This window comes from Bifidobacterium pullorum subsp. gallinarum, from assembly GCF_000741215.1.
Taxonomy (GTDB): Bacteria; Actinomycetota; Actinomycetes; order Actinomycetales; family Bifidobacteriaceae; genus Bifidobacterium; species Bifidobacterium pullorum_B.
The window spans coordinates 15,836-40,929 of record NZ_JGYX01000006.1; the positions used below are offsets into that span (position 1 = coordinate 15,836).

Annotated in this window: 22 protein-coding genes, 2 tRNA genes and 1 pseudogene; 7 read left to right on the forward strand and 18 right to left on the reverse strand. The window is 64.0% G+C overall.

Annotated features, from left to right (window positions below; all coding sequences use genetic code 11):
• Positions 1–22: 22 nt before the first annotated feature.
• On the forward strand, positions 23–697 hold the full coding sequence (locus BIGA_RS07470; RefSeq protein ID WP_033507766.1) for a carbonic anhydrase: 675 nt from the start codon (positions 23–25) through the stop codon (positions 695–697).
• On the opposite strand, the gene BIGA_RS07475 is transcribed toward BIGA_RS07470, so the two are convergent.
• Both BIGA_RS07475 and ahpC read right to left on the reverse strand, forming a co-directional pair.
• On the reverse strand, positions 694–2,463 hold the full coding sequence (locus BIGA_RS07475; RefSeq protein WP_033507767.1) for an FAD-dependent oxidoreductase: 1,770 nt from the start codon (positions 2,461–2,463) through the stop codon (positions 694–696). The two genes, BIGA_RS07470 and BIGA_RS07475, sit on opposite strands and share 4 nt — an antisense overlap.
• Positions 2,464–2,593: 130 nt before the next feature.
• Entirely contained in the window at positions 2,594–3,157 is a 564-nt protein-coding gene (gene ahpC / locus BIGA_RS07480; RefSeq protein ID WP_033507768.1) for an alkyl hydroperoxide reductase subunit C, read from the reverse strand.
• 172 nt (positions 3,158–3,329) lie between these two features.
• Between ahpC and BIGA_RS07485 the strand changes: the two genes are divergently transcribed.
• Together BIGA_RS07485 and BIGA_RS07490 are read left to right on the forward strand one after the other, a co-directional pair.
• Positions 3,330–4,637 carry a hemolysin family protein gene (locus BIGA_RS07485; RefSeq protein ID WP_033507769.1) on the forward strand — a complete coding sequence of 436 codons (1,308 nt, stop codon included), beginning with the start codon at positions 3,330–3,332 and terminating at the stop codon, positions 4,635–4,637.
• Between the two features lie 206 nt (positions 4,638–4,843).
• Entirely contained in the window at positions 4,844–5,323 is a 480-nt protein-coding gene (locus BIGA_RS07490) for a Dps family protein (RefSeq protein ID WP_033507770.1), read from the forward strand.
• 93 nt (positions 5,324–5,416) lie between these two features.
• Here the strand turns inward: BIGA_RS07490 and BIGA_RS07495 are convergent, their stop codons facing one another.
• A complete protein-coding gene (locus tag BIGA_RS07495; RefSeq protein WP_161786273.1) occupies positions 5,417–6,010 on the reverse strand; it encodes a M48 family metallopeptidase in 594 nt (197 codons plus the stop codon).
• Between the two features lie 174 nt (positions 6,011–6,184).
• Between BIGA_RS07495 and BIGA_RS07500 the strand changes: the two genes are divergently transcribed.
• Positions 6,185–6,258 (forward strand) — tRNA-Ile (locus BIGA_RS07500).
• Between the two features lie 50 nt (positions 6,259–6,308).
• Positions 6,309–6,384, forward strand: a tRNA-Ala gene (locus BIGA_RS07505).
• A gap of 377 nt (positions 6,385–6,761) precedes the next feature.
• Here BIGA_RS07505 and BIGA_RS07510 read toward each other — a convergent pair.
• Positions 6,762–7,487, reverse strand: a complete 726-nt coding sequence (locus tag BIGA_RS07510) for a hypothetical protein (protein ID WP_033507772.1) — start codon at positions 7,485–7,487, stop codon at positions 6,762–6,764.
• Positions 7,488–7,533: 46 nt separating this feature from the next.
• The gene (locus BIGA_RS07515; RefSeq protein ID WP_237744087.1) at positions 7,534–8,358 is read right to left on the reverse strand and encodes a hypothetical protein; all 825 of its coding nucleotides are present in this window, start codon (positions 8,356–8,358) and stop codon (positions 7,534–7,536) included.
• A gap of 157 nt (positions 8,359–8,515) precedes the next feature.
• Between BIGA_RS07515 and BIGA_RS09940 the strand changes: the two genes are divergently transcribed.
• A complete protein-coding gene (locus tag BIGA_RS09940) occupies positions 8,516–8,686 on the forward strand; it encodes a hypothetical protein (protein ID WP_237744088.1) in 171 nt (56 codons plus the stop codon).
• On the opposite strand, the pseudogene BIGA_RS10170 reads toward BIGA_RS09940, so the two are convergent.
• From BIGA_RS10170 to BIGA_RS09945, 6 genes and pseudogenes are all read right to left on the reverse strand, one after another.
• Positions 8,656–8,721, reverse strand: a pseudogene (locus tag BIGA_RS10170) (hypothetical protein); the annotation flags it as partial. The gene BIGA_RS09940 and the pseudogene BIGA_RS10170 sit on opposite strands and share 31 nt — an antisense overlap.
• Before the next feature lie 203 nt (positions 8,722–8,924).
• The gene (nrdF, locus tag BIGA_RS07520) at positions 8,925–9,917 is read right to left on the reverse strand and encodes a class 1b ribonucleoside-diphosphate reductase subunit beta (protein WP_033507774.1); all 993 of its coding nucleotides are present in this window, start codon (positions 9,915–9,917) and stop codon (positions 8,925–8,927) included.
• A gap of 66 nt (positions 9,918–9,983) precedes the next feature.
• Positions 9,984–12,158 (reverse strand): class 1b ribonucleoside-diphosphate reductase subunit alpha, encoded by a 2,175-nt coding sequence (nrdE, locus tag BIGA_RS07525; RefSeq protein ID WP_051917180.1) that lies wholly within the window; start codon positions 12,156–12,158, stop codon positions 9,984–9,986.
• The gene (gene nrdI / locus BIGA_RS07530) at positions 12,155–12,580 is read right to left on the reverse strand and encodes a class Ib ribonucleoside-diphosphate reductase assembly flavoprotein NrdI (RefSeq protein WP_033507775.1); all 426 of its coding nucleotides are present in this window, start codon (positions 12,578–12,580) and stop codon (positions 12,155–12,157) included. The genes nrdE and nrdI overlap by 4 nt, the downstream gene beginning before the upstream one ends.
• Entirely contained in the window at positions 12,577–12,855 is a 279-nt protein-coding gene (locus BIGA_RS07535; RefSeq protein ID WP_033507776.1) for a glutaredoxin domain-containing protein, read from the reverse strand. The genes nrdI and BIGA_RS07535 overlap by 4 nt, the downstream gene beginning before the upstream one ends.
• A 117-nt stretch (positions 12,856–12,972) precedes the next feature.
• Positions 12,973–13,143 carry a LacI family DNA-binding transcriptional regulator gene (locus BIGA_RS09945; RefSeq protein ID WP_237744089.1) on the reverse strand — a complete coding sequence of 57 codons (171 nt, stop codon included), beginning with the start codon at positions 13,141–13,143 and terminating at the stop codon, positions 12,973–12,975.
• Between the two features lie 134 nt (positions 13,144–13,277).
• Between BIGA_RS09945 and gdhA the strand changes: the two genes are divergently transcribed.
• Positions 13,278–14,624 carry an NADP-specific glutamate dehydrogenase gene (gene gdhA / locus BIGA_RS07545; RefSeq protein WP_033507778.1) on the forward strand — a complete coding sequence of 449 codons (1,347 nt, stop codon included), beginning with the start codon at positions 13,278–13,280 and terminating at the stop codon, positions 14,622–14,624.
• Positions 14,625–14,785: 161 nt separating this feature from the next.
• On the opposite strand, the gene BIGA_RS07550 is transcribed toward gdhA, so the two are convergent.
• The 7 genes from BIGA_RS07550 to BIGA_RS07580 form a co-directional block, all read right to left on the reverse strand.
• Positions 14,786–15,283 (reverse strand): DUF3566 domain-containing protein, encoded by a 498-nt coding sequence (locus tag BIGA_RS07550; RefSeq protein ID WP_237744092.1) that lies wholly within the window; start codon positions 15,281–15,283, stop codon positions 14,786–14,788.
• 110 nt (positions 15,284–15,393) lie between these two features.
• The gene (gene gyrA / locus BIGA_RS07555; RefSeq protein ID WP_033507780.1) at positions 15,394–18,051 is read right to left on the reverse strand and encodes a DNA gyrase subunit A; all 2,658 of its coding nucleotides are present in this window, start codon (positions 18,049–18,051) and stop codon (positions 15,394–15,396) included.
• A 22-nt stretch (positions 18,052–18,073) separates the two neighbouring features.
• Positions 18,074–20,125, reverse strand: a complete 2,052-nt coding sequence (gyrB, locus tag BIGA_RS07560; protein WP_051916068.1) for a DNA topoisomerase (ATP-hydrolyzing) subunit B — start codon at positions 20,123–20,125, stop codon at positions 18,074–18,076.
• A gap of 190 nt (positions 20,126–20,315) precedes the next feature.
• Positions 20,316–20,795 (reverse strand): DUF721 domain-containing protein, encoded by a 480-nt coding sequence (locus tag BIGA_RS07565; RefSeq protein WP_033507782.1) that lies wholly within the window; start codon positions 20,793–20,795, stop codon positions 20,316–20,318.
• Complete coding sequence (gene recF / locus BIGA_RS07570) at positions 20,792–22,000, reverse strand: DNA replication/repair protein RecF (protein ID WP_051917181.1); 1,209 nt, start codon at positions 21,998–22,000, stop codon at positions 20,792–20,794. The genes BIGA_RS07565 and recF overlap by 4 nt, the downstream gene beginning before the upstream one ends.
• Positions 22,001–22,016: 16 nt before the next feature.
• Complete coding sequence (gene dnaN, locus BIGA_RS07575) at positions 22,017–23,141, reverse strand: DNA polymerase III subunit beta (protein WP_033507783.1); 1,125 nt, start codon at positions 23,139–23,141, stop codon at positions 22,017–22,019.
• A 457-nt stretch (positions 23,142–23,598) separates the two neighbouring features.
• Positions 23,599–25,080: a DUF1846 domain-containing protein gene (locus BIGA_RS07580; RefSeq protein WP_033507788.1), complete on the reverse strand. Its 1,482-nt coding sequence runs from the start codon at positions 25,078–25,080 to the stop codon at positions 23,599–23,601.
• Between the last annotated feature and the right edge of the window lie 14 nt (positions 25,081–25,094).

The following is a 25,094-nucleotide window of genomic DNA, read 5'->3' on the forward strand; positions in this document are numbered from 1 at the left end:
CAAAGGAGAGCGCGATATAGAGATGCAGGACGTCAGGGAATCGACGGCGAACGCGACCTGGAGCCGCATGCTGGCGGGCAACCGCCGGTTCGCCGAAGGCAAGGCCGAGCATCCGTGGCAGGATGCGGAGACACGCGAATCGCTGATCGACCGGCAGACACCGGATGCAGCCGTGCTGGCCTGCTCCGACTCGCGCGTACCGCCGGAGATCATCTTCGATGCCGGGCTCGGCGACCTGTTCACGGTCCGCAACGCCGGCCACATGGTGGACGACGCGGCGATCGCATCGCTGGAGTATGCGGTCGCCAAGCTCCATGTCAGCCTGCTGGTCGTCCTCGGCCATGAGCGCTGCGGCGCGGTCGCGATGGCGTCGGACGGCCTCGACGCCCTGCTCGCCCGGGCCACCGCCGAGATCGAAGACTCCCTGGCGGCGGCCGAGGCGATGGATACGCTGGACGAGCGCATCGCCGAAGACGCGTCGATCATCATGCGTCAGATCGGGTTCTCGGTCTGGCAGGCGCGCGAAGCGGAGCTGGAGGACGCCGCCGACTACGAGCGTGTGCACATCGCCCGCACAATCGAGGAACTGGTGACCCGGTCGGAGGTCATCCAGTCCGCGTTGGCCGAGGAGCGTCTGATGATCGTCGGCGCCCGCTACCAGCTGGAATCCGGCAAGGTGGAGGTCCTGAGCTTCTAGGCGCCGAGCAGGTCCAGCATCTGGGCCACGTTCCGCTTGCCGAACTCGATCGTCTGCGAGCCGTCGGCTTTCGTGATGACGATGCACGGCACGCTCATCACGTTGTAGTGGTCCTTGATGTCCGGGAAGTGCGCCACGTCATAAGCCTCGGCCCGTACCAGCGGGTTGGCGGCGGCGATGCGCTGCGCGGCGAGCACGGTCTCCGGGCACATCGTGCAGGTCAGCGAGACCAGCAGCATGATGTTCACCGGCTCCTTGATCGCGTCGATACGGGACGTCGCGTCGGCATCCAGCGCCTGGCCGGGGCCGGCCGCGTTATACAGGCCCAACACGAACGAGTTGAACTCGTGGCCGCTGGGCACGCCATGGAACGCGAGTCCGGTCGGTTGCGGCACGCCATCCCCATCCGCCACGCACATCCGCACGCAGGGCAGCGCCTCGGGCAGCACGCCGGCCGGATCATACGCCGCATCGGATGCGGCCGTATGCCGTTCGACGGCGATCTTGCCGACGCCGAGCGAGGCCAACTCGCCGATGAACCCCTCCAACTGCGCCGACAGCGGGGAACCGTCGAGATCCAGCCGCAGCGTCACCGGACGCGCCATGCGGCCGAACACCACGTCGAGCTGCTTGCGAATCGCCTCATTGAAGAAGCCGGACGACTTGCCGACGGCACCGGATGCGGCATCGGCGGAACCCCCGTCGCGCGTGGGCGCAGGGGCCGGGGACGTGCCGGAACGGGCCGCCGAAGCCGCCGCATCGCGTTCCCGACGCTCGTACGCCGAATCGACGGGACGCGGCGGCACCAGACCGGTCCGCTCACTCATCTGCGAGGCGTACCGCTCCAGTTCCACGGCCGCGATTGCGCCGTCGGCCGTCGCGGTGACGACCTGCCGCAGGTTCTTGACGCGCAGATCGCCCGCCGCATACACGCCCGGCACCGAGGTCTCCAGATAGCCGTGCGTGACCACATACCCCTGCTCGTCAAGTTCGACGACGCCGCGCACCAAATCGGTGGCGGGCACGTAACCGGCGAATACGAAGACGCCGAATGTGCCGCCCGCGGACGGCCGCCACGTCTCGACGGCCCCGGACGCCACGTCGCGGATCGTCGCCTCGGTCAGGCCGCCCTGCCCGGCGGTGACGCCGTCGAGCACGGTGTGGTAACGCACCTCGATCTTCGGGTTGTCCTTCGCCTCGGCGGCCACCGACGCATCGCAGGTGAAGTTGTCCTCGCGCACCAGGATCGTGACCTTGCTGGCGTATTTGGTGAGGAACACCGCTTCCTCGGCCGCGGCGAACCCGCCGCCGATCACCAGCACCTCACGGCCGGTGAAGAACTCGCCGTCGCAGGTCGCGCAGTAGGCCACGCCGCGGCCGGCGTATTCGGATTCCCCTTCGAACCCGAGCTTGCGCGGGCTGGCACCGGTGGCCACCAGGATGCCGAAGGTCCTCAAATCGCCGCGCGAGGTGTGCACGACCTTGACATCGCCCTCCACATCCAAACCGGTCGCCTCGGCGCTAAGGAACTCGGCGCCGAAATCCTGCGCCTGCCGGCGCATCGTGGCCGTCAGCGCCCTACCGCTGGTCGTGCCGACGCCCGGATAATTGACCACTTCATCGGTGATGGTGATCTGGCCTCCGAAGTCGGCCTTCTCCAGGATCAGCACGCGGTAACGCGCCCGGGCCAGATACAGGCCCGCGGTCAGGCCGGCGGGGCCGCCGCCGATCACAATCACGTCATAGAGATTCTCGTCCTGGACCATTGCGTCCTCCTTCCATCACCCCGTACCGGTAGTCCGACCGCGACGGTGAGGGGAGACCGTGCATCACGCACCGGTCTCCCCTCGTCATCGGTTGTCAGCCGTATCGACCGCTGTCAGGGGTGTACCCGAATCAGAGCTGGCCGACCAGATCCAGCGTCGGCTCGATGGTCTCGTCGCCGGGCTGCCACTTGGCCGGGCAGACCTGGTCGCCGTGCTCGTACACGAACTGCGAGGCCTGCACGCGGCGCAGCAGCTCGTCGGCGTTGCGACCCACATTCGAGGAGATGACCTCATAGGCCACGACCTTGCCCTCGGGGTTGACGATGAAGTCGCCGCGCTCCGCCTGGCCAAGCTCCTCGTTGTAGGTGTCGAGGTCGCGGGCCAGCGCGGCGGTCGGATCGGCCAGCATCGGGTACTGGATCTTGGCGATCTTCTCGTTGGCGTCGTGCCAGGCCTTGTGCACGAAGTGGGTGTCGCAGGACACCGAGTAGATCTCGCAGCCGATAGCCTTGAACTCGTCGTACTTGGCGGCCAGGTCCTCAAGCTCGGTCGGACACACGAACGTGAAGTCGGCGGGGTAGAAGAAGAACACCGACCAGTGGCCGAGCACGTCGGCCTTGCTCACTTCATGGAAGGCGTCGTTCTGGTAGGCGTTGACGGTGAAATCCGTAAGTTCATGCTGCAGAAGGGTCATTGTCGTTCCTTTCGTTATGACGCGGGGACGGCGTGATCGCGCCGTCGCGTCTGCCTTCATCGTAGCCAAGAAACCTTGGAATTCCAGTCTTGGAACTGTGAGATTGACCACACGGACGACCCCCGAACGGCCGGCACCCCCATTGACGTGCCGATGCCCTAGTGTTAATGACATGTCACTTGGTTTGAACATTCTGCTCATCTTCGTGTTCCTGTTGGTCGGCGCCGTGTTCGCCGGCACCGAGCTGGCGCTGGTCTCGCTGCGCGGCTCCCAGATCGAGCAGATGGAACAGACCGACGCGAGAGGAGCCCGCGTCGCCAAAATCGCCCGCGACCCCAATACCTTCCTGTCCACCGTGCAGATCGGCGTCACGCTCTCCGGCTTCCTGTCGGCATCGTTCGGCGCCTCGTCGCTCGCCCCGTACATCATCCCCGTCGTCCAAGGCTGGGGCGTGCCGAGCGTGGTGGCCAATCCGCTGGTCACCGTGGTGCTGACGCTGGTCATCTCCTACTGTTCGATCGTGATCTCAGAGATGGTGCCCAAGCGCATCGCCATGCAGAAGGCCGAGCAGATCTCCCGTGCCGTCGTGCCCGCCATCGACGCGTTCGCGAAGGTCTGCAAGCCGATCATCTGGCTGATCGGCAAGAACACGAACGGCATCGTCCGCCTGCTCGGCTTCGACCCGAACGAGACGGAGAGCGAGGTCTCCGACGAGGAGCTGCGCGTGCTCGTCAACACCAACACCAACCTGAGCAAGGACGAGCGCACCATCCTGGATGACGTCTTCGACGCGTCCGAGACGATTGTGGCCGAAGTCATGCGCCCGCGTGCCGACGTGGTCTTTCTGGACGGCGACCAGACGCTGGAGGAGGCCGCCGCCTACGTACGCGAGATGCCCTACTCCCGATACCCGGTGACCGGCAAGGACTTCGACGACGTGCTCGGTTTCGTGCACGTGCGCGACCTGCTCGACGTGCGTGACCCGAACGCCAAGATCGTGGCCGACGTGGTGCGCGAGGGCATCTCCCTGCCCGGCACGTCCAAGCTGCTGCCGAGTCTGTCGCTGTTGCGCAAGCGCGGCATCCACCTGGCCGTAGTCATCGACGAGTACGGCGGCACGGACGGCATCGTGACGCTGGAGGATATGACCGAGGAACTGGTGGGCGATATCCGCGACGAATACGACCTGCCCGAGGAGAAGGGCGGGGAGCACCGCGAAACGACCGTGTTCGTTGACGGCGTGGCCACGATCGAGGGCGGCACCACGCTGGAGGACTTTGAGGACCTGACCGGCATCGAGCTCGCCGACGGCCCGTATGAGACGGTGGCCGGCTACTTCCTGGCCCAGACCGGCAAGATGGGCGCCGAAGGCGACGTGCTGCACTCCGACGACGGCTATGACATGGTGATCACCAAGGTCGACGGCCGCCGCATCGAGACCATCGAGGTCCGCAAGCAGACCGCGGAATCCGACGACTGATCCCGTCCGTCACCCATCGCCCGCACGCAGGCGCGACGCCCCCGTTGTCGGGGGCACGTCGCGGGGACGGGACGACCGCGGAATCCACGCGCCATCGCGGGCCGACCATGACGCGCCGGCCGTCCAGTACGTCGTCAGCGTAATCGCCAACCGGGTGGTTCCACGTAGACTGGAACCACCCATACCATCGAGGGAAAGGAAACGTTATGGCATTGACTTTTGTGGTTCCCGGCTTGGATGAGGCCGCTTCGGAGAAGGCCATCGCGATCCTGCAGAACCGGCTCAGCCAGGAGCAGGAGGCCGCGCTGGTGCTCAAGCATGCGCACTGGAACGTGACCGGACCGAACTTCATCGCCGTGCACGAGATGCTCGACCCGCAGGTCGAGGCCGTGCTCGGCATGGCCGACGAGACGGCCGAGCGTATTGCCACGATGGGCGGCGCACCGGACGGCAGCGCCGACGCGATCACCCGCAACCGCACATGGAAGCCGTTCGACCTGGAAGGCCGCCATTCCACGGAGGAGTACCTGCAGGCGCTGATCGAATACTACGACGCCATGATCGTCGACGACCGCAAGGCGATCGCCGAGCTTGACGAACTGGATCTGGTCAGCTCGAACATCGTGCAGGACCATGTGCAGGAGCTGGAGAAGTTCCAGTGGTTCATGCGCAGCCATCTGGCCTGACGCGGTTCCCATATACACAGAACGCGAATCGCGCACCGCCGGAGGGTGTCCCGCAATCCATGCGGAGACGCCCTCCGGCGGTTCCGTATCGGCCTACCCCGTCGTATAGCGATTGAGCTCGCGGCGCAGACGACGCCAATCCGGCAGATACTGCGTCATACGGCGTTGGAACTCCGCCCCGTGCCCGTTGGTCCACAGATGCGTCATCTCATGGACGAGCACGTATTCGAGATACTGGGGCGGCAGCAGGCCCAGCTGCAGATTCAACCGGATGCGACCGGTCCGCGGCGTGCAGGATCCCCAACGGGTCGTCATCGCACGCAATGTGATATGCGTCGGACGTTTGTCGATGACTGCGGACCAGTGTTCTACCAAGGCCGGCAGCCGCGCGTCGATCGCCGACGCGGCGCGATTCCGGCGCTCCGGCGTCCACCACGATGCGGCATCGTGGATGAAACCGGCCGGCTCCCCGCCGTGCGACGCGCCGTCCGCAGCCGTGTCCGCCAGACGTTGCCGGGCCTCCCGTATGCGCTGCTGCTGCGCCAGTATCCACGACCGACGTTCACGCGCGAACCGTTCTATCTGCCCGTCGGTCATCCGCAGCGGTGCGGAAACAACGATGTCGCCCTGCGGCGGTTTGATGCGCAGATACATGTTCTTGATGGCTTTGCGCGTTACCTGAAGCACCAAACCGTCAACAACCAGCATCTCGGGTCTAGACGATCGGCTTCGGGCCGTGGCACGGTATGACATGCCCTCCATTGTTCCGCATGCCCACGTCACCCACTGCGACACGCCGGTTGACAAATTACGGCGAACTGGTAAGCTGTCTTTTTGTGCGCGAAAGCGTGCGATAACTTTGGGCCCGTAGCTCAGGTGGTTAGAGCGCATCCCTGATAAGGATGAGGTCGGAGGTTCAAGTCCTCCCGGGCCCACTTCAGAACAGGAAAGCGGCTTTTACGGCCGCCTTTTTTGTACTGGATGCGGGGCTATAGCGCAGCTGGTAGCGCATCTGCTTTGCAAGCAGAGGGTCGCCGGTTCGAACCCGGCTAGCTCCACCACAAACCCCTTGAAATCATTGGGATTTCGAGGGGTTCATCATTTTCTCGAAATATAGTTTCAGTAGACATTAGTAGACATGGCTTCAGCAAGGTCTACTGTCTTTCCTGTTGTTGTTCCGTCCGCCATGCCGCATAATTGGCCTCGATGGCATGGGTCACATCATCAAGTCGATCCGGCCATAACGCTGTATAGGTGTTCAACGGGTACGACTGCGGCGGAAACGGATTTATCGTTTGCGGTTCGCCTCCGCCAAGCAGCACGTGGGAGAACTCATTCACCAATGGGGACAGCCGTGCCGATGCAGGTTCATCGGCTCTATCGCCTCCAAGGCATGCGCGAGAACGAAGGACCTCCCATGACACCATATATAGCGGCGTCATTGCGGCATACCGCCGGTATAGCCGTCGGGCGCGTAATAGGACTGCGCCGACGTCTGATCGATGCCCGGCGTCGTGTCGTGAAGAATCACGCCGGTGGGCGACTGGTCGGTGGGAATCACCTCGAAGCTGCGGCTCGTGGTCGGCTGGCCATCGCAGTAGGCCTGGTCTTCCGGATCGGTCTGCTGCGGGTCATAGGTCATCTTGCTGGTCACGGTCCATGAGTACCGCCCATTGCCCTCGTCCACGAACGATCCGGGGTCGTAGGTCAGCTTCGGCCACATTCCCCGCGACATCAGCCCGCTTCCGCCGCAGCCGGATTTCAGATCGACATAATCGCGGGCGTCGCCCAAGGTGTAGTACATACCGACCCATGCGGCGCAATGGTCGGAATCATCGGCTTGGGATGCGCTCTGCCGTGAATCGTCACCGTCTACGGCGTCGCCGTCATCATCCCGTCCTGATTCGAAGTCCACGTCGCCGGATGCGGAATCGCCGGCCGCCGCGTCGTCGCGTCCGTCGGCATCGGCACCGGTGTCGGACGACGTACCGGCACCGTCCGCCGCCGAATCCGCGACAAGCGCGTGGCCGTCACGATTCCCCATGACATAAGCGATGCCAACGCCGACCGCGCATCCGGCCACCAGCGAAACGACGACGGCCACCACGCCAATGACGACCATCACGCCCCGCCGCATGCCGCTGCCTCCCATGTTCCCCGTCATATCCTGTCCTCTGTCCATGAACCGCCTGAATCCTTCTTCGCCGCCATCACCATGTTGAGCGGAAGAACAGCATGTCCGCGTTGACACGCGGATACTGCACCACGGTGTTCACGGAACCATCATGGGCGAAGTACTCGTCGCTCGCCGGATCATGGACACCTGACGGATAGTACGAGACAGTATCCCCGTCGGTGTTCCTCCACGAGTACGACCCGTCATCATTGGCGACGAACGAATGCGCCTGATACTGGAACGAGCCGATAAACGCGTCGGGCATCGGTCCGCTGCCGGCCTCGGAATAGCTGCAGTCGGCGTTCAGCGTCAGCGTGCCTCCGGCCTGGAATACGCTGTACGTCCCCGCCCAGGCGGAGCATCGGGCCTGATCGGCTTCTCGATAGGCCTGGACGTCACCGTTGACTGCGGCCATGGCGTCGTCGAGATCGGAGGAGGCCTGCGCGAGCTTTTCGGAGTCCTCGGCCTTGGCGGCACCAAGCAGGGCGTTCGCCGAATCGATGGAGCTCGACAGCGTCTGACGGTTGGCGTCATCGTCCACGTTGCCGTCCGATGAGTCAAGCAACGACTGCGCGGCATCGATCTTGTCCCGCAACGCGGTCTTGTTCGTGTCGAACGACTTGGAGTCCCTGCTGGATTCCACGGCGTCGGATGCCTTTTCGAGGGCGTCGAGTCGTTTGTTCTGCACGGACAGGTCGTCGGAGGCCCGTTGCGCCGTCGCCTTGAGATCGGCCGCGCTTCCATCGGCCGGGCACGAATAGCTGCCGGACGAAATCGTCGCGGGGATGTCGTTCAACGCATCGTTGAACGCGTCGATAGTGCCGGCGTCATCGACCTGCTCGTCGGTTATCTGGGTCAACCGCCGGGCACGCGCCATTTGGTCCGAGGCATTCTTCTCGGCCTCCCGTATCCTGCCGACGGCATCCCGGCAGGCGGCGAGCTGGACGTCGTGGTTATGATGGCTCCACCACAGTCCTCCGCCGAGACCACCCAGTACGAATGCGATCGCACAGACGATGGCTATGACGATGATCGGCGTACGACGGTTCCGTGTCCCGACGGGCGACGGCGCCATCGACGCCCGCGGGGAAGCGGACGGCCCGTCCGCCGATACCGGCATCGCAGCAACCGGTCGTCCACAGACCGGACAGAATCTGGAGCCGTTCTCCAACGCATTGCCGCACTGAACGCAGAACCGTGCCACCTTGTCTCTCCTTCTCATGCGTCAGCCCCCGAACGTGACGCGACCGGCATCGCCATTCAATATCATTATCATAATGCATTGCGGGATGCCGGACGCGCGGGTTCTTCATATCACGCCGAAATGCCGTGTCGTCATGTCCACGCGACAACACGGCATCCTAGCGGACGCTACGCGCACGTGTTGTCGCAACTGTATGACGACACGGCATGCAAGCGGGCGCGTCAGAAGTCCCAGTCGTCGTCATCGGTTTCGACGGCCTTGCCCATGACGTACGAACTGCCGGAACCGGAGAAGAAGTCGTGGTTCTCGTCGGCGTTCGGGGACAGGGCGGCCAGAATCGCCGGGTTCACATCGCAGATCTCGGCGGGGAACAGCGCCGGGTAGCCCAGGTTCATCAGCGCCTTGTTGCCGTTGTACCGCAGGAACTTCTCCACATCCTCGGTCAGACCCACGCCGTCGTACAGCGACCGCGTGTACTCCACCTCGTTGTCGTACAGCTCGTTGAGCAGGTCGTACGTGTACTCCTCCATCGCCGCGCGCTCCGCATCGGAGACCGCCGCCAGACCCTTCTGGTACTTGTAGCCGATGTAGTACCCGTGCACGGCCTCGTCGCGGATGATCAGGCGGATCACGTCGGCCGTGTTGGTCAGCTTGGCATGCGCCGAGAAGTACATCGGCAGGTAGAACCCCGAGTAGAACAGGAACGATTCGAGCAGCGTGGAGGCCACCTTGCGCTTGAGCGGGTTGTCGCCCTCGTAGTAGTCCAGCACGATCTGCGCCTTGCGCTGCAGGTGTTCGTTGCTCTCGCTCCACGCGAACGCCTCGTCGATCTCGGCGGTCGAGCACAGCGTCGAGAAGATCGACGAATACGACTTGGCGTGCACCGATTCCATGAACGCGATATTCGTGTACACGGCCTCCTCGTGCGGCGTCAGCGCGTCCGGAATCAGCGACACGGCGCCGACCGTGCCCTGGATGGTGTCCAGCAGCGTCAGACCGGTGAACACGCGCATCGTCAGCGTGTGTTCGGCCTCGCGCATCTGCTGCCAGACCGGGATGTCGTTGGATACCGGGACCTTCTCCGGCAGCCAGAAGTTGCCGGTGAGCCGGTCCCAGACCTCAAGGTCCTTCTCGTCCTCCAGACGGTTCCAGTTGATGGCGGTGACGCGGTCGATGAGCTTGAGCGGCTGGCGGGGGATGGAGATGGGTGCCATGGTAGGTTCCTGTTTCTGCTGTGTAGTGGGTGGTGGGGTGTGTGCGGTGTGTGATGGGGCGCGGCGTTACAGCATGCAGCTGACGCAACCGGCGACCTCGGTGCCTTCGAGCGCCTGCTGGCGGATGCGGATGTAGTACAGGGTTTTGATGCCCTTGCGCCAGGCGTAGATCTGCGCCTGGTTGAGGTCGCGCGTGGTGGCCGTGTCCGGGAAGAACAGCGTCAGGCTGAGTCCTTGGTCCACATGCTGCGTGGCCTCGGCGTAGGTGTCCACGATGGCGCGCCAACCGATCTCGTAGGCGTCGCGGAAGTATTCGAGGTTCTCGTTGGTCATGTATGCGGCCGGGTAGTAGACGCGCCCGATCTTGCCCTCCTTGCGGATCTCGATTTTCGAGGCGATCGGATGGATCGAGCTGGTGGCGTGGTTGATGTAGCTGATCGATCCGGTCGGGGGCACGGCCTGCAGGTACTGGTTGTAGATGCCGTCGCGCAGGATCGCGTCACGCAGCTCCGCCCAGTCCCGCGCCGTGGGGATATGGATGCCGCGATCGGCGAACAGTTGCCGGACGCGTTCGGTGCGCGGCTCCAGCGACCGACGGCCGTCGGTGTACTTGTCGAAGTAGTTGCCCTCGCCGGCCGGCTTGGCATAGTCCGACGTGGGGAACGAGGCGAACGCGCGCCCGCGCTCCACAGCCAGGGCGTGCGATGCCTGGTAGGCGTGGTAAGCCACGGTCATGAAATACATGTCGGTGAAGTCCAACGCCTCCTCGCTGCCATACTGGATGCGTTCGCGGGCCAGGAACCCGTGCAGGTTCATCTGCCCCAGACCGATCGCATGCCCTTCCTCGTTGGCGCGCAGCACCGACGGCACGCAGGCCATCGAGGTCTGTTCGGACACGGCGGTCAGCGCGCGAATCGCGGTGCGCACGGTGGCGCCCAGGTCGGCGTCCATCGCCTTGGCGATGTTCAGCGAGCCGAGGTTGCAGGACACATCGCGCCCGACGTACTCGTAGCTCAGATCCTCGCGGAACGTGCTCGGCTCCTGCACCTGCAGGATCTCCGAACACAGGTTGGACATCACCACGCGCCCCTCGATCGGGTTCGCCCGGTTGACCGTGTCCTCGAATACCAGGTAGGGGTAGCCGGATTCGAACTGCAGCTCGGCCAGCGTCATGAAGAACTGCCGGGCGTCAATCAAGGTCTTGCGGATGCGCTCGTCGGCCACCATGTGATCGTATTCCTCGGTCACGCTGATGTCGGCGAACGGTTTGCCGTACACCCGTTCCACATCGTAGGGGCTGAACAGCGCCATCCGTTCCTTGCGCTTGGCCAGTTCGAACGTGATGTCCGGCACCACCACGCCCAACGCCAGCGACTTGATGCGAATCTTCTCGTCGGCGTTCTCGCGCTTGGTGTCCAGGAAACGCAGGATGTCCGGGTGGTGCGCGTTGAGGTACACCGCGCCCGCCCCCTGCCGCGCGCCCAACTGGTTGGCGTACGAGAACGAGTCCTCCAACAGTTTCATCACCGGCACCACGCCGCTGGACTGGTGTTCGATCTGCTTGATCGGGGCGCCCAGCTCGCGCAGGTTACTCAGCAGCAGCGCCACGCCGCCGCCCCGCTTGCTCAGCTGGAGCGCGGCGTTGATGCCGCGCGAAATCGATTCCATGTTGTCCTCGATGCGGATCAGGAAGCAGCTGACCGGTTCGCCCCGCTGCGCCTTGCCCAGGTTCAGGAACGTCGGGGTGGCGGGCTGGAAGCGGCCCGCGATGATCTCGTCGGCCACACGCGTGGCCATCTGCTCGTCACCGGCGGCCAGCGCCAACGCCACGGCGGCCGCACGCTGCGGAAAATCCTCCAGGTATCGGGTGCCGTCGAAGGTCTTCAGCGCGTACGACGCATAGAATTTGAATGCGCCGAGGAACGTACCGAATTCGAAGCCCGACGATTCCACGTGCGCATAGAAGCGGTCCAGGAACTCGGGGGAGTAGCGGTCGAACACCGCACCGTCGTAGTAGTTGTTGCGGATCAGGTAGTCCAGCCGCTGCCGGGTGGTGGGGAACGCGATGGTGTTCGCCGCCACATGACCGGTCACGTATTCGCGCTCGGCGGCCTTGTCCTTGTCGAACTGGATGCGCCCCTGCGCATCGTACAGGTTGAGCATGGCGTTGAGCGCGTGATAGTCGTGCGACGGGTCGTAGGCAGTGTCCGCCGGCGGTACCGTGCCGTTCGTGGTGGTCATGAGTGGTTGCCTTTCGTGAGGAAATCGATGACGCCCTGTCGGACCTTGTCCGCGTCTCCGGGCATGCCCATCAGTTCGAAGCGGTAGAGGAACGGGACGCCGCATTTGGCGGCGATGATGGTTCCGGCGGCGCAGTACGCCTCGCCGAAGTTGGTGTTGCCGGAGGCGATGACGCCCCGGATCCACATCCGGTTGCCGGGGTCGTTCAGGAACCGTTTGACCTGAACGGGCACGGCCTTGCGGGAATCGCCGCCGCCGTAGGTCGGCACCATCAGCACGTAAGGTTCGCGTACGCTGAGCGCGGGGTCGCCCGCCCTCAGCGGGATGCGGTATACGGCGATGTCGGTGTCCTCGAACCGGCAGCGGGCGACGAATCGTGCGGTGTTCTCGGAGGCGGACGAGAAGTAGACGAGTGCGCTCATGCCGCCACCGCGGCCGCCATATGGGAGGCGGCATGCGACTCCTCGTCATGCCGCTCAGCCAGGGTACGCAGCAGGTCCGGCCGGTATCCGGTCCACACGCGGTCCCCGGCCATGACGACCGGCGCCTGCCGATACCCGGCCGCACGCAGCATCGCCGACGCCTCGGTATCGACCGTCACGTCGATCTGCCGATAGGGCACACCCATGCGATCAAGCTGACGTTTTGTGGCGTTGCACTGCGGGCAGCGCGGGGTGCTGTAGACGATGACGGTCATGACGTACTCCTCGGTTCCTTCTGGATCCTGTCGGTTGATGTGTCCCCTACGGTACCCCGAAAGCCACGCGACGTCACCACTATTTCTAGTGATACATATCACACTGAACCACCATATCTAGTGGTTATGGGCGTCATTACCCCAATCCGCCAACCACCTCGACACCCCCGACACGCCCCTATACCCGAAGTTCCCGTGCAGATACCGGGAGATCGTGGTCTTCGACACCCCCACCGCCGCGGCGACGTCCCCCATGCTGGGCTGTCGATTCGTTTTCGTCCTGCTCATGACTCCCATTGTCCATCATTCCCACATCATCGCGGAGCATCCCAGGTAATCGGATGTTGGACAGTTCCGTGGGACTTGCCGTACCACCGCATAGAATATTTCCGTTTGGCAATGACCCAAAGTAGGGAGAGTCTATGTTCACCAACGAATATGTCAAGCGCGTGTATGCCCAAGTGGAGCAGCGCGACGGCGACCAGCCCGAGTTTCTGCAGGCGGTCAGGGAAGTACTCGAAACCCTCGAACCTGTGGTGGCCAGGCACCCCGAGTATGAGGCCAACGCCGTGCTCGAGCGGTTCGTCGAGCCGGAGCGCGTGGTCAAGTTCCGCGTGGTCTGGATGGACGACGAGGGCAAGCCGCAGGTCAACCGCGGTTACCGCGTGCAGTTCAACTCCGCGATCGGCCCGTACAAGGGCGGTCTGCGCTTCCACCCGACCGTGACCGAATCGGTGATCAAGTTCCTCGGCTTCGAGCAGATCCTCAAGAACTCGCTGACCACGCTGCCGATGGGCGGCGGCAAGGGCGGCTCCGACTTCAACCCGAAGGGCCGTTCGGATGCCGAGGTCATGCGCTTCTGCCAGGCCTTCATGACCGAGCTGCAGCGCCACATCGGCCAGTTCACCGACGTTCCGGCGGGCGACATCAACGTCGGTGCCCGTGAAATCGGCTATCTGTTCGGCCAGTACAAGCGCATCCGCGACGAATACTCGGGCGTGCTGACCGGCAAGGGTCTGGAATTCGGCGGCTCACTGGCCCGTACCGAGGCCACCGGCTACGGCCTGTGCTACTACACGCAGGAGGCCCTGCGCGTGCTGCGTGGCGATTCGTTCGAGGGCAAGACCGTGGCGATCTCCGGCTCCGGCAACGTGGCGATCTTCGCCACCGAGAAGGCTCAGGCCCTCGGCGCCAAGGTGGTGACCGTCTCCGATTCCAACGGCTACATCTACGATCCGAACGGCATCCAGCTCGACGTGGTCAAGGACATCAAGCTCGGCCACCGCGGCCGCATCAAGGAGTACGCCGAGCGCGTGCCGGGTTCCGAATACCATGAGGGCTGCAAGGGCGTGTGGACCGTCAAGTGCGACATCGCGCTGCCCTGCGCCACCCAGAACGAGATCGACGAGGAATCCGCCAAGGCGCTGGTGGCCAACGGCTGCACCGTGGTCTGCGAGGGCGCGAACATGCCCTCCACCCCGGAGGCCATTGAGGTGTACAAGGCCAACAACGTGCTGTACGGCCCGGCCAAGGCCGCGAACGCCGGCGGCGTGGCCGTCTCCGGTCTGGAGATGAGCCAGAACAGCTACCGTCTGGCGTGGAGCTTCGAGGAGACCGACGCCAAGCTCAAGGGCATCATGGAGTCCATCGTGGCCAACACCCTGGCCGCCGCCAAGGAGTACGGCGAGGAAGGCGATCTGATGGCCGGCGCGAACATCGCGGGCTTCGTCAAGGTGGCCGACGCGATGGTCGCCCAGGGCTGGTGCTGACCTCCGGCATGGCCCGATAGAGCCCGACTACTCGACTAGGGGACTCCCGCAACTTGCGGGAGTCCCCTTTGTGTATAACCGAACCTGATACCCGGCTGCGTCCACGCATAAAAATATCCCGCACCATGCGGTGCGGGATGTCCGATATCGAGATATGCCGATCAGTCGTCGCCAAGGGTGACGTGGATGCCGCCGACCAGCGAACTGACCACGTTATACAGCAGCGCCACGATGGTGATCAGCACCGTGACAATCACGACCTCGATGATCGAGAAGATCGTCACGGCCGACAGCACGGTGCTCAGCGAGAACACGTTCGCCAGATCCAATCCGCTGGCATCCAGACCGGTGGTTGAGACCAGCTGGGTGATCTGATCGAACACGCCCACCACATTCAGCAGCGCCCACAGCAGGCCGGCGGCCACGATCTGAATGAGACCTGCGGCGATCGACAGCATGAACGTGACCTTGGCCACGGACCAGGCATCCACGCGCGTCAGCGACAGGCTCATGCGACGTGCCCTCGGCGCGGGACGGCGCACCGGACGGGAGGGAATCGTGCCACCGGAATGCTCACGCTCCTGCTCCTCGCTGATCAACGGCTGATTGGAGACGGAACGTGCCACTCGCGGAGCGGCCGACTCCTGCTGGTCGTCCATATAGTCGACGACCCCATCCACCTCGGGATTCTGATCCTCAGGATTCTCACTCATCGTTGCTCCTTGGAAATCAAGCTCTTGTACGTGACGCTACCAGTGTTTCAGGACGATTACTCGCCGTCCGGGCCGGTCTGCACAATCTCAACAGGCTGGGACTGCCCCTTTTCGGACTGTTCCGGCGCTTCGTCGGTCTCGTCGTCGTCCTGCTCGGCATTGCGGGCGATCGAGATGATCACGTCGCCCTTGTCCGGCTTGGCCAGGGTCACGCCCTGCGTGGTACGACCGGTGCGCTTGACCTCGGACACATCGGAGCGGATCACCTTGCCGGAACGCATGATGGCCATGACCTGATCGCCTTCGTCCACCACCAGCGCGCCGACCAGGGATCCACGTTCGTCGGTCAGTTGCACGGCCTTGACGCCGAAGCCGTTACGGCCCTGCAGACGGTATTCGCTGATCGCGGTGCGCTTGGCGAAGCCCTCGTCGGTGACCACCAGCAGATCCTTGTCAGTGTCTCCCCAGACCACATCCATGGCCAGCAGCTCGTCGCTGTCGCGGAACTTCATGCCCTGCACGCCGGCGGTCTGACGGCCCATCGGACGAAGCTGCTCGTCGTCCGCCTTGAACTTCAGACTCATGCCGTGGCGCGAAACCAAGATGATGTCGTCCTCGGCGTTGCACAGCGCGGCGCCGATCAGCTCGTCCGCGTTCTCGCCGTTCTCGTCGGCCATCAGGCGCACGGCGATCAGGCCGCCCTGACGCGGCGAATCGTACTCGGCCAGCGCGGTCTTCTTGACCTTGCCGGAACGAGTGGCCAGCACCAGGTACTTGGCGACCTCGTAGTTCGGGATCGACAGTACGGTCTGGATCGACTCGCCGGGCGCGAACTGCAGCAGGTTGGCCACATGCTGACCCTTGGAGTCGCGCGACCCCTCGGGCAGCTCGTACGCCTTCAGACGGTAGACGCGCCCCTTGTTGGTGAAGAACAGCAGCCAGTTGTGCGTCGAGGTCAGGAAGAAGTGGTCGACCACGTCGTCCTCGCGCAGCTTGGCGCCCTTGATGCCCTTGCCGCCGCGGTGCTGGGCGCGGTATTCGTCGGCCTTGGTGCGCTTGATGAAGCCGGAGTGCGTGACGGTGACGACCACGTTCTCCTCGGCGATCAGGTCCTCCACGTTCATCTCGCCGGAGTACGGCAGGATGCGCGTGCGACGTTCGTCGCCGTACTTGGCCACGATCTCGTCGAGCTCGTCGCCCACGATCTTGCGCTGGCGTTCCGGCTTGGCCAGGATGTCCTCGTAATCGGCGATCCTGCGCATGAGCTCGTTATGCTCGTCCAGGATCTTCTGCGCCTCCATGTTGGCCAGACGCACCAGCTGCATCGACAGGATGGCGTCGGCCTGGACCTGGTCGATGTCCAGGAACTCCATCAGCTTCGGTCGGGCGTCCTCGCGGCCCTGGCTGGAGCGGATGAGCCGGATGACCTCCTCGATGGCGTCCAGCGCCTTGAGCAGACCCTGCAGGATATGGTCGCGTTCCTCAGACTCCCGCTTGAGATAGCGGGTGCGGCGTTCGATGACGTCCAGCTGGTGCTTCACCCAATGGCGGACGAACGCGTCCAGCGACAGCGTGCGCGGCACGCCATCGACCAGCGCCAGCATGTTCGCGCCGAAGGTCTGCTGCAGCTGCGAATGCTTGTACAGGTTGTTGAGCACCACCTTCGGCACCGCGTCGCGCTTGAGCACCAGCACCAGGCGCTGGCCGGTGCGGCCCGAGGTCTCATCGCGCATGTCCGCGATGCCCTGGATCTTGCCGTCGCGCACGGCCTCGCGGATCGACGCGGCCAGACGGTCGGGGTTGACCTGGTACGGCAGTTCGGTGACCACCAGGCACATACGGCCCTTGATCTCCTCGGTGTTGACTACGGCGCGCATCGTGATCAGGCCGCGACCGGTACGGTATGCCTGTTCGATGCCCTTGTGGCCGAGGATGGTCGCGCCAGTGGGGAAGTCGGGGCCCTTGATGCGGGCGATCAGCGCGTCCAGCAGTTCCTCACGGCTGGCGTCGGGGTGGTCGAGCGCCCAGTGCACGCCGTCCGCAACCTCGCGCATGTTGTGCGGGGGGATGTTGGTGGCCATGCCGACGGCGATGCCGGAGGAGCCGTTGACCAGCAGGTTCGGGAAGCGAGCCGGCAGCACGGTCGGCTCCTGGGTCTTGCCGTCGTAGTTGGGCACGAAGTCGACGGTGTCCTTGTCGATGTCGCGCACCATCTCCATCGCCAGCTGTGCCATACGGCACTCGGTGTAACGCATGGCGGCCGCCGGGTCGTCGCCGGGGGAGCCGAAGTTGCCCTGGCCGTCCACCAGCAGGTAGCGCATCGCCCACGGCTGGGCCATACGCACCAACGTGTCGTAGATGGCCGAGTCGCCGTGCGGATGGTACTTACCCATCACGTCGCCGACCACGCGGGAGCACTTGTTGTATCCGCGATCCGGGCGGTAGCCGCCGTCGTACATCGCGTACACCACACGGCGGTGCACGGGCTTCATGCCGTCGCGCACGTCCGGCAACGCGCGCTCCACGATCACCGACAGGGCATAGGCCAGATACGATTCACGCATCTCCTTCTGCAGGTCGGTCGGCTGGATGCGTTCCCCGGACATCAGACCATAGTCGGTGTCATCGGCCTCCTGAGGGCTTAACGGCTCCATCGAGCCGTTGGGCAGGTGCTGTTCGTCGGCACCCTCGTTCGTGTTCATTTCGTCTGCCACGATGTTCTACATCCCTTCATACTCAGGCATCGATGAAACGTGCGTCATGGGCGTTGCGCTGGATGAACAGGCGGCGGGGCTCCACCTCGTCGCCCATCAGCATGGAGAAGGTCTCATCGGCCTGGGCCGCGTCCTCGATGTGGATCTGCTTCAGGATGCGGTGTTCCGGATCCATGGTGGTCTCCCACAGCTCCTGGTAGGTCATCTCGCCCAGACCCTTGTACCGCTGGATGCCTTCGCCCTTGGGCAGCTGGCGACCCGCGGCCTTGCCCTCGGCCAGCACACGGTCGCGTTCCTTGTCGGTGTACACGAAGTCGTGCGGCCCCTTGGTCCATTTGAGGCGGTACAGCGGCGGCATGGCCACGTACACGTAGCCGGCCGTGATCATTGGGCGCATATACCGGAAGAACAGGGTCAGGTTCAGCGTGGCGATGTGCGCGCCGTCCACGTCGGCGTCGGCCATGATGATGACCTTGTGGTAGCGCACCTTGGAGATGTCGAAGTCCTCGCCGTAGCCGCCGCCGATGGCGGTGATCAGCGATTCGATGGTGTCGGACTTCATCATGCGGTCCAGCGAGGCGCGCTCGGTGTTCAGGATCTTGCCGCGCAGCGGCAGGATGGCCTGGGTGATCGGGTTGCGCCCCTGGATGGCGGAGCCGCCTGCCGAGTCGCCCTCCACGATGAACAGCTCGCACTCGCTCGGATCGTTGGACTGGCAGTCCTTGAGCTTGTCCGGCATGCCGGCCGTCTCGAAGATGGACTTGCGGCGCGTGTTCTCACGGGCCTTCTTGGCCGCGATGCGGGCGCGGGAGGCCTCGATGGCCTTCTGGATGACGTTCTTGGCCTCGGTGGGGTGGGCGTCGAACCAGTCGCCGAGCTTGTCGGTCATCACGCGCTGCACGAAGGCCTTGGCCTCGGAGTTGCCGAGCTTGGTCTTGGTCTGGCCCTCGAACTGCGGCGTGGTGAGCTTGACGGACACCACCGCGATCAGGCCCTCGCGGACGTCGTCGCCGGACAGGTTCTCGTCCTTGTCCTTGAGGATGTTCTTCTCACGGGCGTACCGGTTGACCAGCGAGGTCAGCGCGGCGCGGAAGCCCTCTTCGTGCGTGCCGCCCTCGGTGGTGGAGATCGTGTTCGCAAAGGTCCGGACCGCCTCGGAATACGCCGTGGTCCACTGCATGGCGACCTCGGCGGAGATGCCGATCTTCAGGTCTTCGGATTCGAAGTCGATGACATCCGGCTCGATCGGCGTGGCCTTGCGGGACTTGACCATGTAGTCCACATAATCCTTGATGCCGTTCTCGTACCGGTAGGTCACGCTGCGGTGCAGCTCCTCGACGGGGTTGTCGCCGTCGCCGGCCACCTCGTCACCCGCCTGGTCGATCTCGCGCAGGTCGGTGAGCGAGATCTTCAGGCCCTTGTTCAGGAAGGCCATCTGCTGGAAACGGGAACGCAGGGTTTCGAAATCGTATTCGGTGGTTTCGAAGATCGCCGGATCAGCCCAGAACGTCACCGAGGTTCCGGTCGATTCCTCCGCGCCCATCGGCTCGCCCTGCTTGAGCGGCGCGGTCGGCTTCTGGTCGATGTAGGTCTGCGTCCAGTGGTAGCCCTGACGGCGCACCTCGATGTCCACCCGCGTGGACAGCGCGTTGACCACCGAGATGCCGACGCCGTGCAGACCGCCGGACACCGCGTAGCCGCCGCCGCCGAACTTGCCGCCGGCGTGCAGTTTGGTCATCACGGTCTCCACGCCGGAGATGCCGGTCGCCTCCACGATGTCCACGGGGATGCCTCGGCCGTCGTCGTCCACACGCACGCCGTTGCCCGGCAGAATGGTGACCTCGATGTGCGAGGCGAATCCGGCCAGGGCCTCGTCCACGGAATTGTCCACGATCTCATACACCAGATGGTGCAGGCCACGGGGGCCGGTGGAGCCGATGTACATGCCCGGGCGGATGCGCACGGCTTCAAGCCCCTCAAGCACCTTGAGGTCGCTGGCTTCGTAATGCTCCGGGGCCAGGGAATCGTCCAACTGGGCGTCCTGCAGGTCATTGTCGGTACTGGCGGCGTTCATCGTATCGGGGTCGTTCAGCGCGTCCGTCTCAGGGTCTGCCACAGAACTTCCTTCCTACTTGATTTCCTTACGTACGAAGGTTCTACTTTCATACGATATGCCCTAAAACGCAAATAACAGGGCCTTCTAGGGTCTAAATACTCTATCTAATACCCTACTCGTCTACAGGGACTTTGCGCCTAGAGCGCCATTATCGGCCCCAGCGCCGCATATGGACGTATCGGCCCTGCGACTGCCGTGGTCCGGTGACCTGGATGCGTTCGATATCGAGCCCCGCCAGCCGTTCCCGGATCGTCGCCGTCAACTGCGGAACCAGATAGTTCAGTTGCGTGGCCCACACCGGGGATTCCGCGCGGATGGTCAGCACGCCGTCGCGGAAATCCGCGACCTGCGAATGCGCGGCGATCGCATCGCCCACCACCAGATTCCATTGGGTGCGCAGCTGCGCCACCTTCAGATGGGGCACCCAATGGCCCTCGCCGGCAATCGTCCCCAGCACCCCGCCCAACGTATCCGGGTCACGACCGGGCTTGCCGAAGTTCTCCCAGGCCTCCTCCGCCTTGCGCTCACGGTCGCGGTGCGAATCCGACCGGGCCATCAGCCGGTCGAACACCTCGGCGGGCAGCCGGCGCTGATCCAGGTGCAGCAGTACGACGGCGGGAACGCTCATGCCTCACCCGTATCCGCGGATCGCCGCATATTCTCCAGGAATTCCCGCGCCATCGCGTCCGGGTCGTGGGCCAGACGCTGGCTCTCCGCCAGCTGCGCCACGTCGATGACGTGCATCCCCGGTGATGCCGGGATGTCGTTCCGGGCCGCCGCCGTGATGAACACCTGCTCCCGGCCCTGCGCGAACTCCATGATCTGACGGCGTCGTGCATCGTCCAACTGCGCGAACACGTCGTCCAGGATGATGATCGGGTCGATGCCGCGCTCCTGCGCCACCAGCTCGTGCAGCGCCATCTTCAGCGCCCACGCCAACGTCCACATCTCGCCGTTGGACGCGAACTCACGGGCCGGCATGCCATGGAGCAGCACGGTCATGTCGTCTCGCTGCGGACCGATCAGGTTCTGCCCGCGCGCCACCTCGCCCGCATACAACCGCTGGAAGCGGCGGCTGAGCTCCTGTTCCGGCTGGTCGAAGAGCAGGACCTCATCGAACGAGGGCTGATAGGCCAGTTCCGCCTGTTGTCCCTCGCCAGCCACGGCGGCGTAGATGCGGGAGAACGGCTCCTTCAGCCGGTCCACCAGGGACGCCCTCAGCCTGGTCAGTTCCACGCCGACCTCGATGAACTGCCCCGTCCAGATCTCCAGACCGCTCAACGCCGCCGGTGCGTCATCCGCCCGCTGCCCCAACTGTTTGAGCAAGGCCGCCCGTTGCTTGGCGATATGGGTGCACTGCTGGAGCAGATCCGCATACTCGGGGGCCAGCAGCACCCCGGACTGGTTGAGCAAGGTTCGGCGCGCGGAGGGGTCGCCGGCCACCAATCGCTGGTCCTCGGGGGCGAAGGCGATGCACGGCACCCTGCCGACGATATCCCTCATATAGTGGGAGGCGCCGCCGTTGATGCGGGCACGGTTCGCGCCACGGGCGTTGAGGGTGATCTCATACGTGGTGTCCGCCGGATCACGCCCGTCCGATGCCGCCTCTGACGTATTGACGCGGATGGTGGCCGAGGCGGCGTGCTGCTGGATGAGCGGGGCCAGGGTGGAGGCCCGGTGGCTGGCGCCGGTACCGAGGACTTCGATGGATTCGACCAGATTGGTCTTGCCCAGGCCATTGGCCCCGTACAGCACCGTGATGCCCGGTTCGAAATCCACCACGCACCGGGTCCATGAACGGAAATGGTCCAGCGCCAGCCGTGTAATATGCACTCCGCGGCCTCGGCTCTCAGTTGTTGAAGCGCATCGGCACCAGCAGGTAGCGGTAGTCCATCGATTCGTCCGAATCGGCTTCCTGCTGACCGTTGAACTCCACCGGCTTGACGGCGGTGGTCATCTTCATGCGCACGAACGGTTCCGTGATGGCACTCAGGCCCTCGATCAGGTATGAGGGGTTGAAGGCCACGGTGATGTCGTCGCCGTCCATGTCGATGTCCAGCGTCTCGATAGCCTGCGCCTCGTCCACGGCGCCTGCGGACAGGGTGAGTTCCTGGCCTTCGAACACCATGCGGATCGGGGCGTTGCGTTCGGCCACCAGTGCCACGCGCTTGATGGCCCCCAGCAGCACCTGCTTGTCGATCACGGCCTGGATCGGGTATTCGTCGGCGAACAGACGGTCCACGGCGGGGAATTCGCCGTCGATGACCTGCGAGGTGGAGGTGCGTCCGGCGTTCTCGAAGCCCAGCAGCGACGGGGTGTCGGTATCGAGGTCCAGAACCACGTTCTGGTGCTCGTCCAGCGAGCGGGCCACGTCGCGCAGCAGGGAGCCGCGTACCAGCGTGGTGGTGCTGAGGTCGCGGTCCTGCGGGGTCCAGGAGAAGCTGGAGCGGGACAGGCGGAAGCGGTCGGTGGAGGTCATGACGACCTTGTCGCCCTCGAACTGGATGCGGACGCCGGTCAGCACCGGACGGTTCTCCTCGCGGGAGACGGCAACACTGGCCTGGGACACGGCCTGTACGAAGGTCGGCGCGTCGACCTGGCCGATCTTGGCCGGCACGATCGGCAGATCGGGGTATTCGGTATCCGGCATGAGCTGCAGAGTGAAGGTGGATTTGCCGGAACTGATGGTCAGCGTCGAGGCGTCGGTGGACAGGTAGGTCTTTTCCGCAGGCAGTGACTTGGTGATGTCGGCCAGCAGTTTGCCGAGCACCAGGGCCGTGCCGGGTTCGTCGATGCCTGCCTCGATGTGATGGCGGGCGGAAATTTCGTAGTTGAATGCGGAAAGTTGCAGGGTGCCGTCGATGGCTTCGAGACGGATACCTGCCAGAATCGGGTTGGCGGGACGGGCGTCAATGACGCGTGTGGTCCAGGCCACGGCATCGGCTAGAGCTGCGGAATCGATTTCGACTTTCATGCTGTCCTCGTTTCGTTCAGGTGCTGAGTTCATTCTAGCTGTTGCCGTGATGAACGGAACGGGAGTCTGGGGGCGGACGTTATGGTTGCGGCGATTACCTGTACACGGGGAATAGTCAACACCATAAGCACGGTGGATATGTGGATAACAATCTGGATCGTATGCGGGAGAACGGTTATCCACAGGTGTGTGAATGTGGATAAGTGAAGGACAGCGTGTGGATAAGTCTTGAAGTTATCCACCGGCAACGGGCGGCTCCGCGCGTATCCACATGTTAGGCGTGGTTGCGCACGCATTGTCCACCGCGATTTTGCGTGTCGTCCACCAGTTATCCAGAGGGTTTACCCACATTTGTGAATAAGTATGTGGATAACTTTGTGCATACGAATATGACGACGCCCTCCCACGGTGACCGCAGGGAGGGCGTCGTATGCGGTGGCGCAGCAGCGCCTGCTGACTACTTGTGGTAGTACGTCGAGCGTTCGAATTTCGGCTCGCAGCACACGTTGATGCCCAAGCGCTTGAGCAGGGCCTCGTCGGAAGCCGAGATGATGACCGAGAAGAACGCGTCGCAGCCGCGCAGCTTCGGCAGACCGGCCAGCACGCGGGCCGCGACCTCGCTGGTGGCGGAGGTGATGGAGAGCGCGATCAGCGTCTCATCAGGGTGCAGACGCGGATTATGGCTGCCGAGCTGCTGGGTTTTGAGCCGGCTGATGGGTTCGATGGCCTCGTTGGAGATGACCTCCAGCTCCATATCCACGCCGGTGACCTGCTTGAGAGCGTTCATCAGCAGGGAGCTGGCGGCCCCCAGACGGTCGGAGGTCTTGCCGGTGACCACCGAGTTGTCCGGAAGGATCATGGCGCCGGCCGGCGTCCCCGTGGCCTCCTCCTTGAGCAGGGCCGCCGAGCGCGCGGGTGAGTAATCCTTGGAGACCCCGGCCTTCTTCATGATGAGTTCGAGCTTGTCCACGTACTCCTGTCCGGTGCCGGTGCGTCTGACCTGCACGGCGGCGGTGAAGTAGCGCCGCACGATCTCCATCCTGGCGGCCTCGGCGCAGGCCTTGTCATCGGTGATGGCGAAGCCCACCATGTTGACCCCCATGTCGGTGGGGCTCTGGTAGGGGGAGGTGCCCAGGATCTTCTCCATCAGCGCCTTGACCACGGGGAACGCTTCGACGTCACGGTTGTAGTTCACCGTGGTCTTGCCGTAGGCCTCCAGATGGAACGGGTCGATGATGTTGGAATCGTCCAGGTCGACGGTGGCGGCCTCGTAGGCGATGTTGACCGGGTGCTTCAGGGGCAGGTTCCATACGGGGAAGGTCTCGAACTTGGCGTAGCCGACGGCGATGCCGCGTTCGTGCTCGTGATATACCTGGGACAGGCATGTGGCCAGTTTGCCCGAACCGGGCCCCGGCGCGGTCACCACCACCAACGGACGCGTGGTCTCCACGTATTCGTTGCGTCCGTATCCGTTCTCGGAGACGATCAGATCGATGTCGTGCGGGTATCCCTCGATCGGGTAATGGAGCTTGCAGGGTATGCCGAGCATCTGCAGGCGGTGGCGGAAGACGTCCGCCGCCTGCTGCCCGGCATATTGCGTCAGCACGACGGCGGCCACGGCCAGGCCGTTGGTGCGGTAGATGTCCGCCAGGCGCAGCACATCCTCGTCGTAGGTGATGCCCAGATCGCCGCGTTCCTTGTTCTTCTCGATGTCGTTGGCGTTGATGGCGATGATGATCTCGACGTCCTCCGCCAGGCTCTTCAACATGCGGAACTTGGTATCGGGCTGGAACCCCGGCAGCACGCGGCTGGCATGGTAGTCGTCGAAGAGTTTGCCGCCGAACTCCAGATACAGTTTGCCGCCGAACTGGGCGATGCGTTCCCGGATATGCGCGGCCTGCAGTTCGATGTACTTGTCATTGTCAAAACCTTGGCGCATGGGCATCTCCCTCA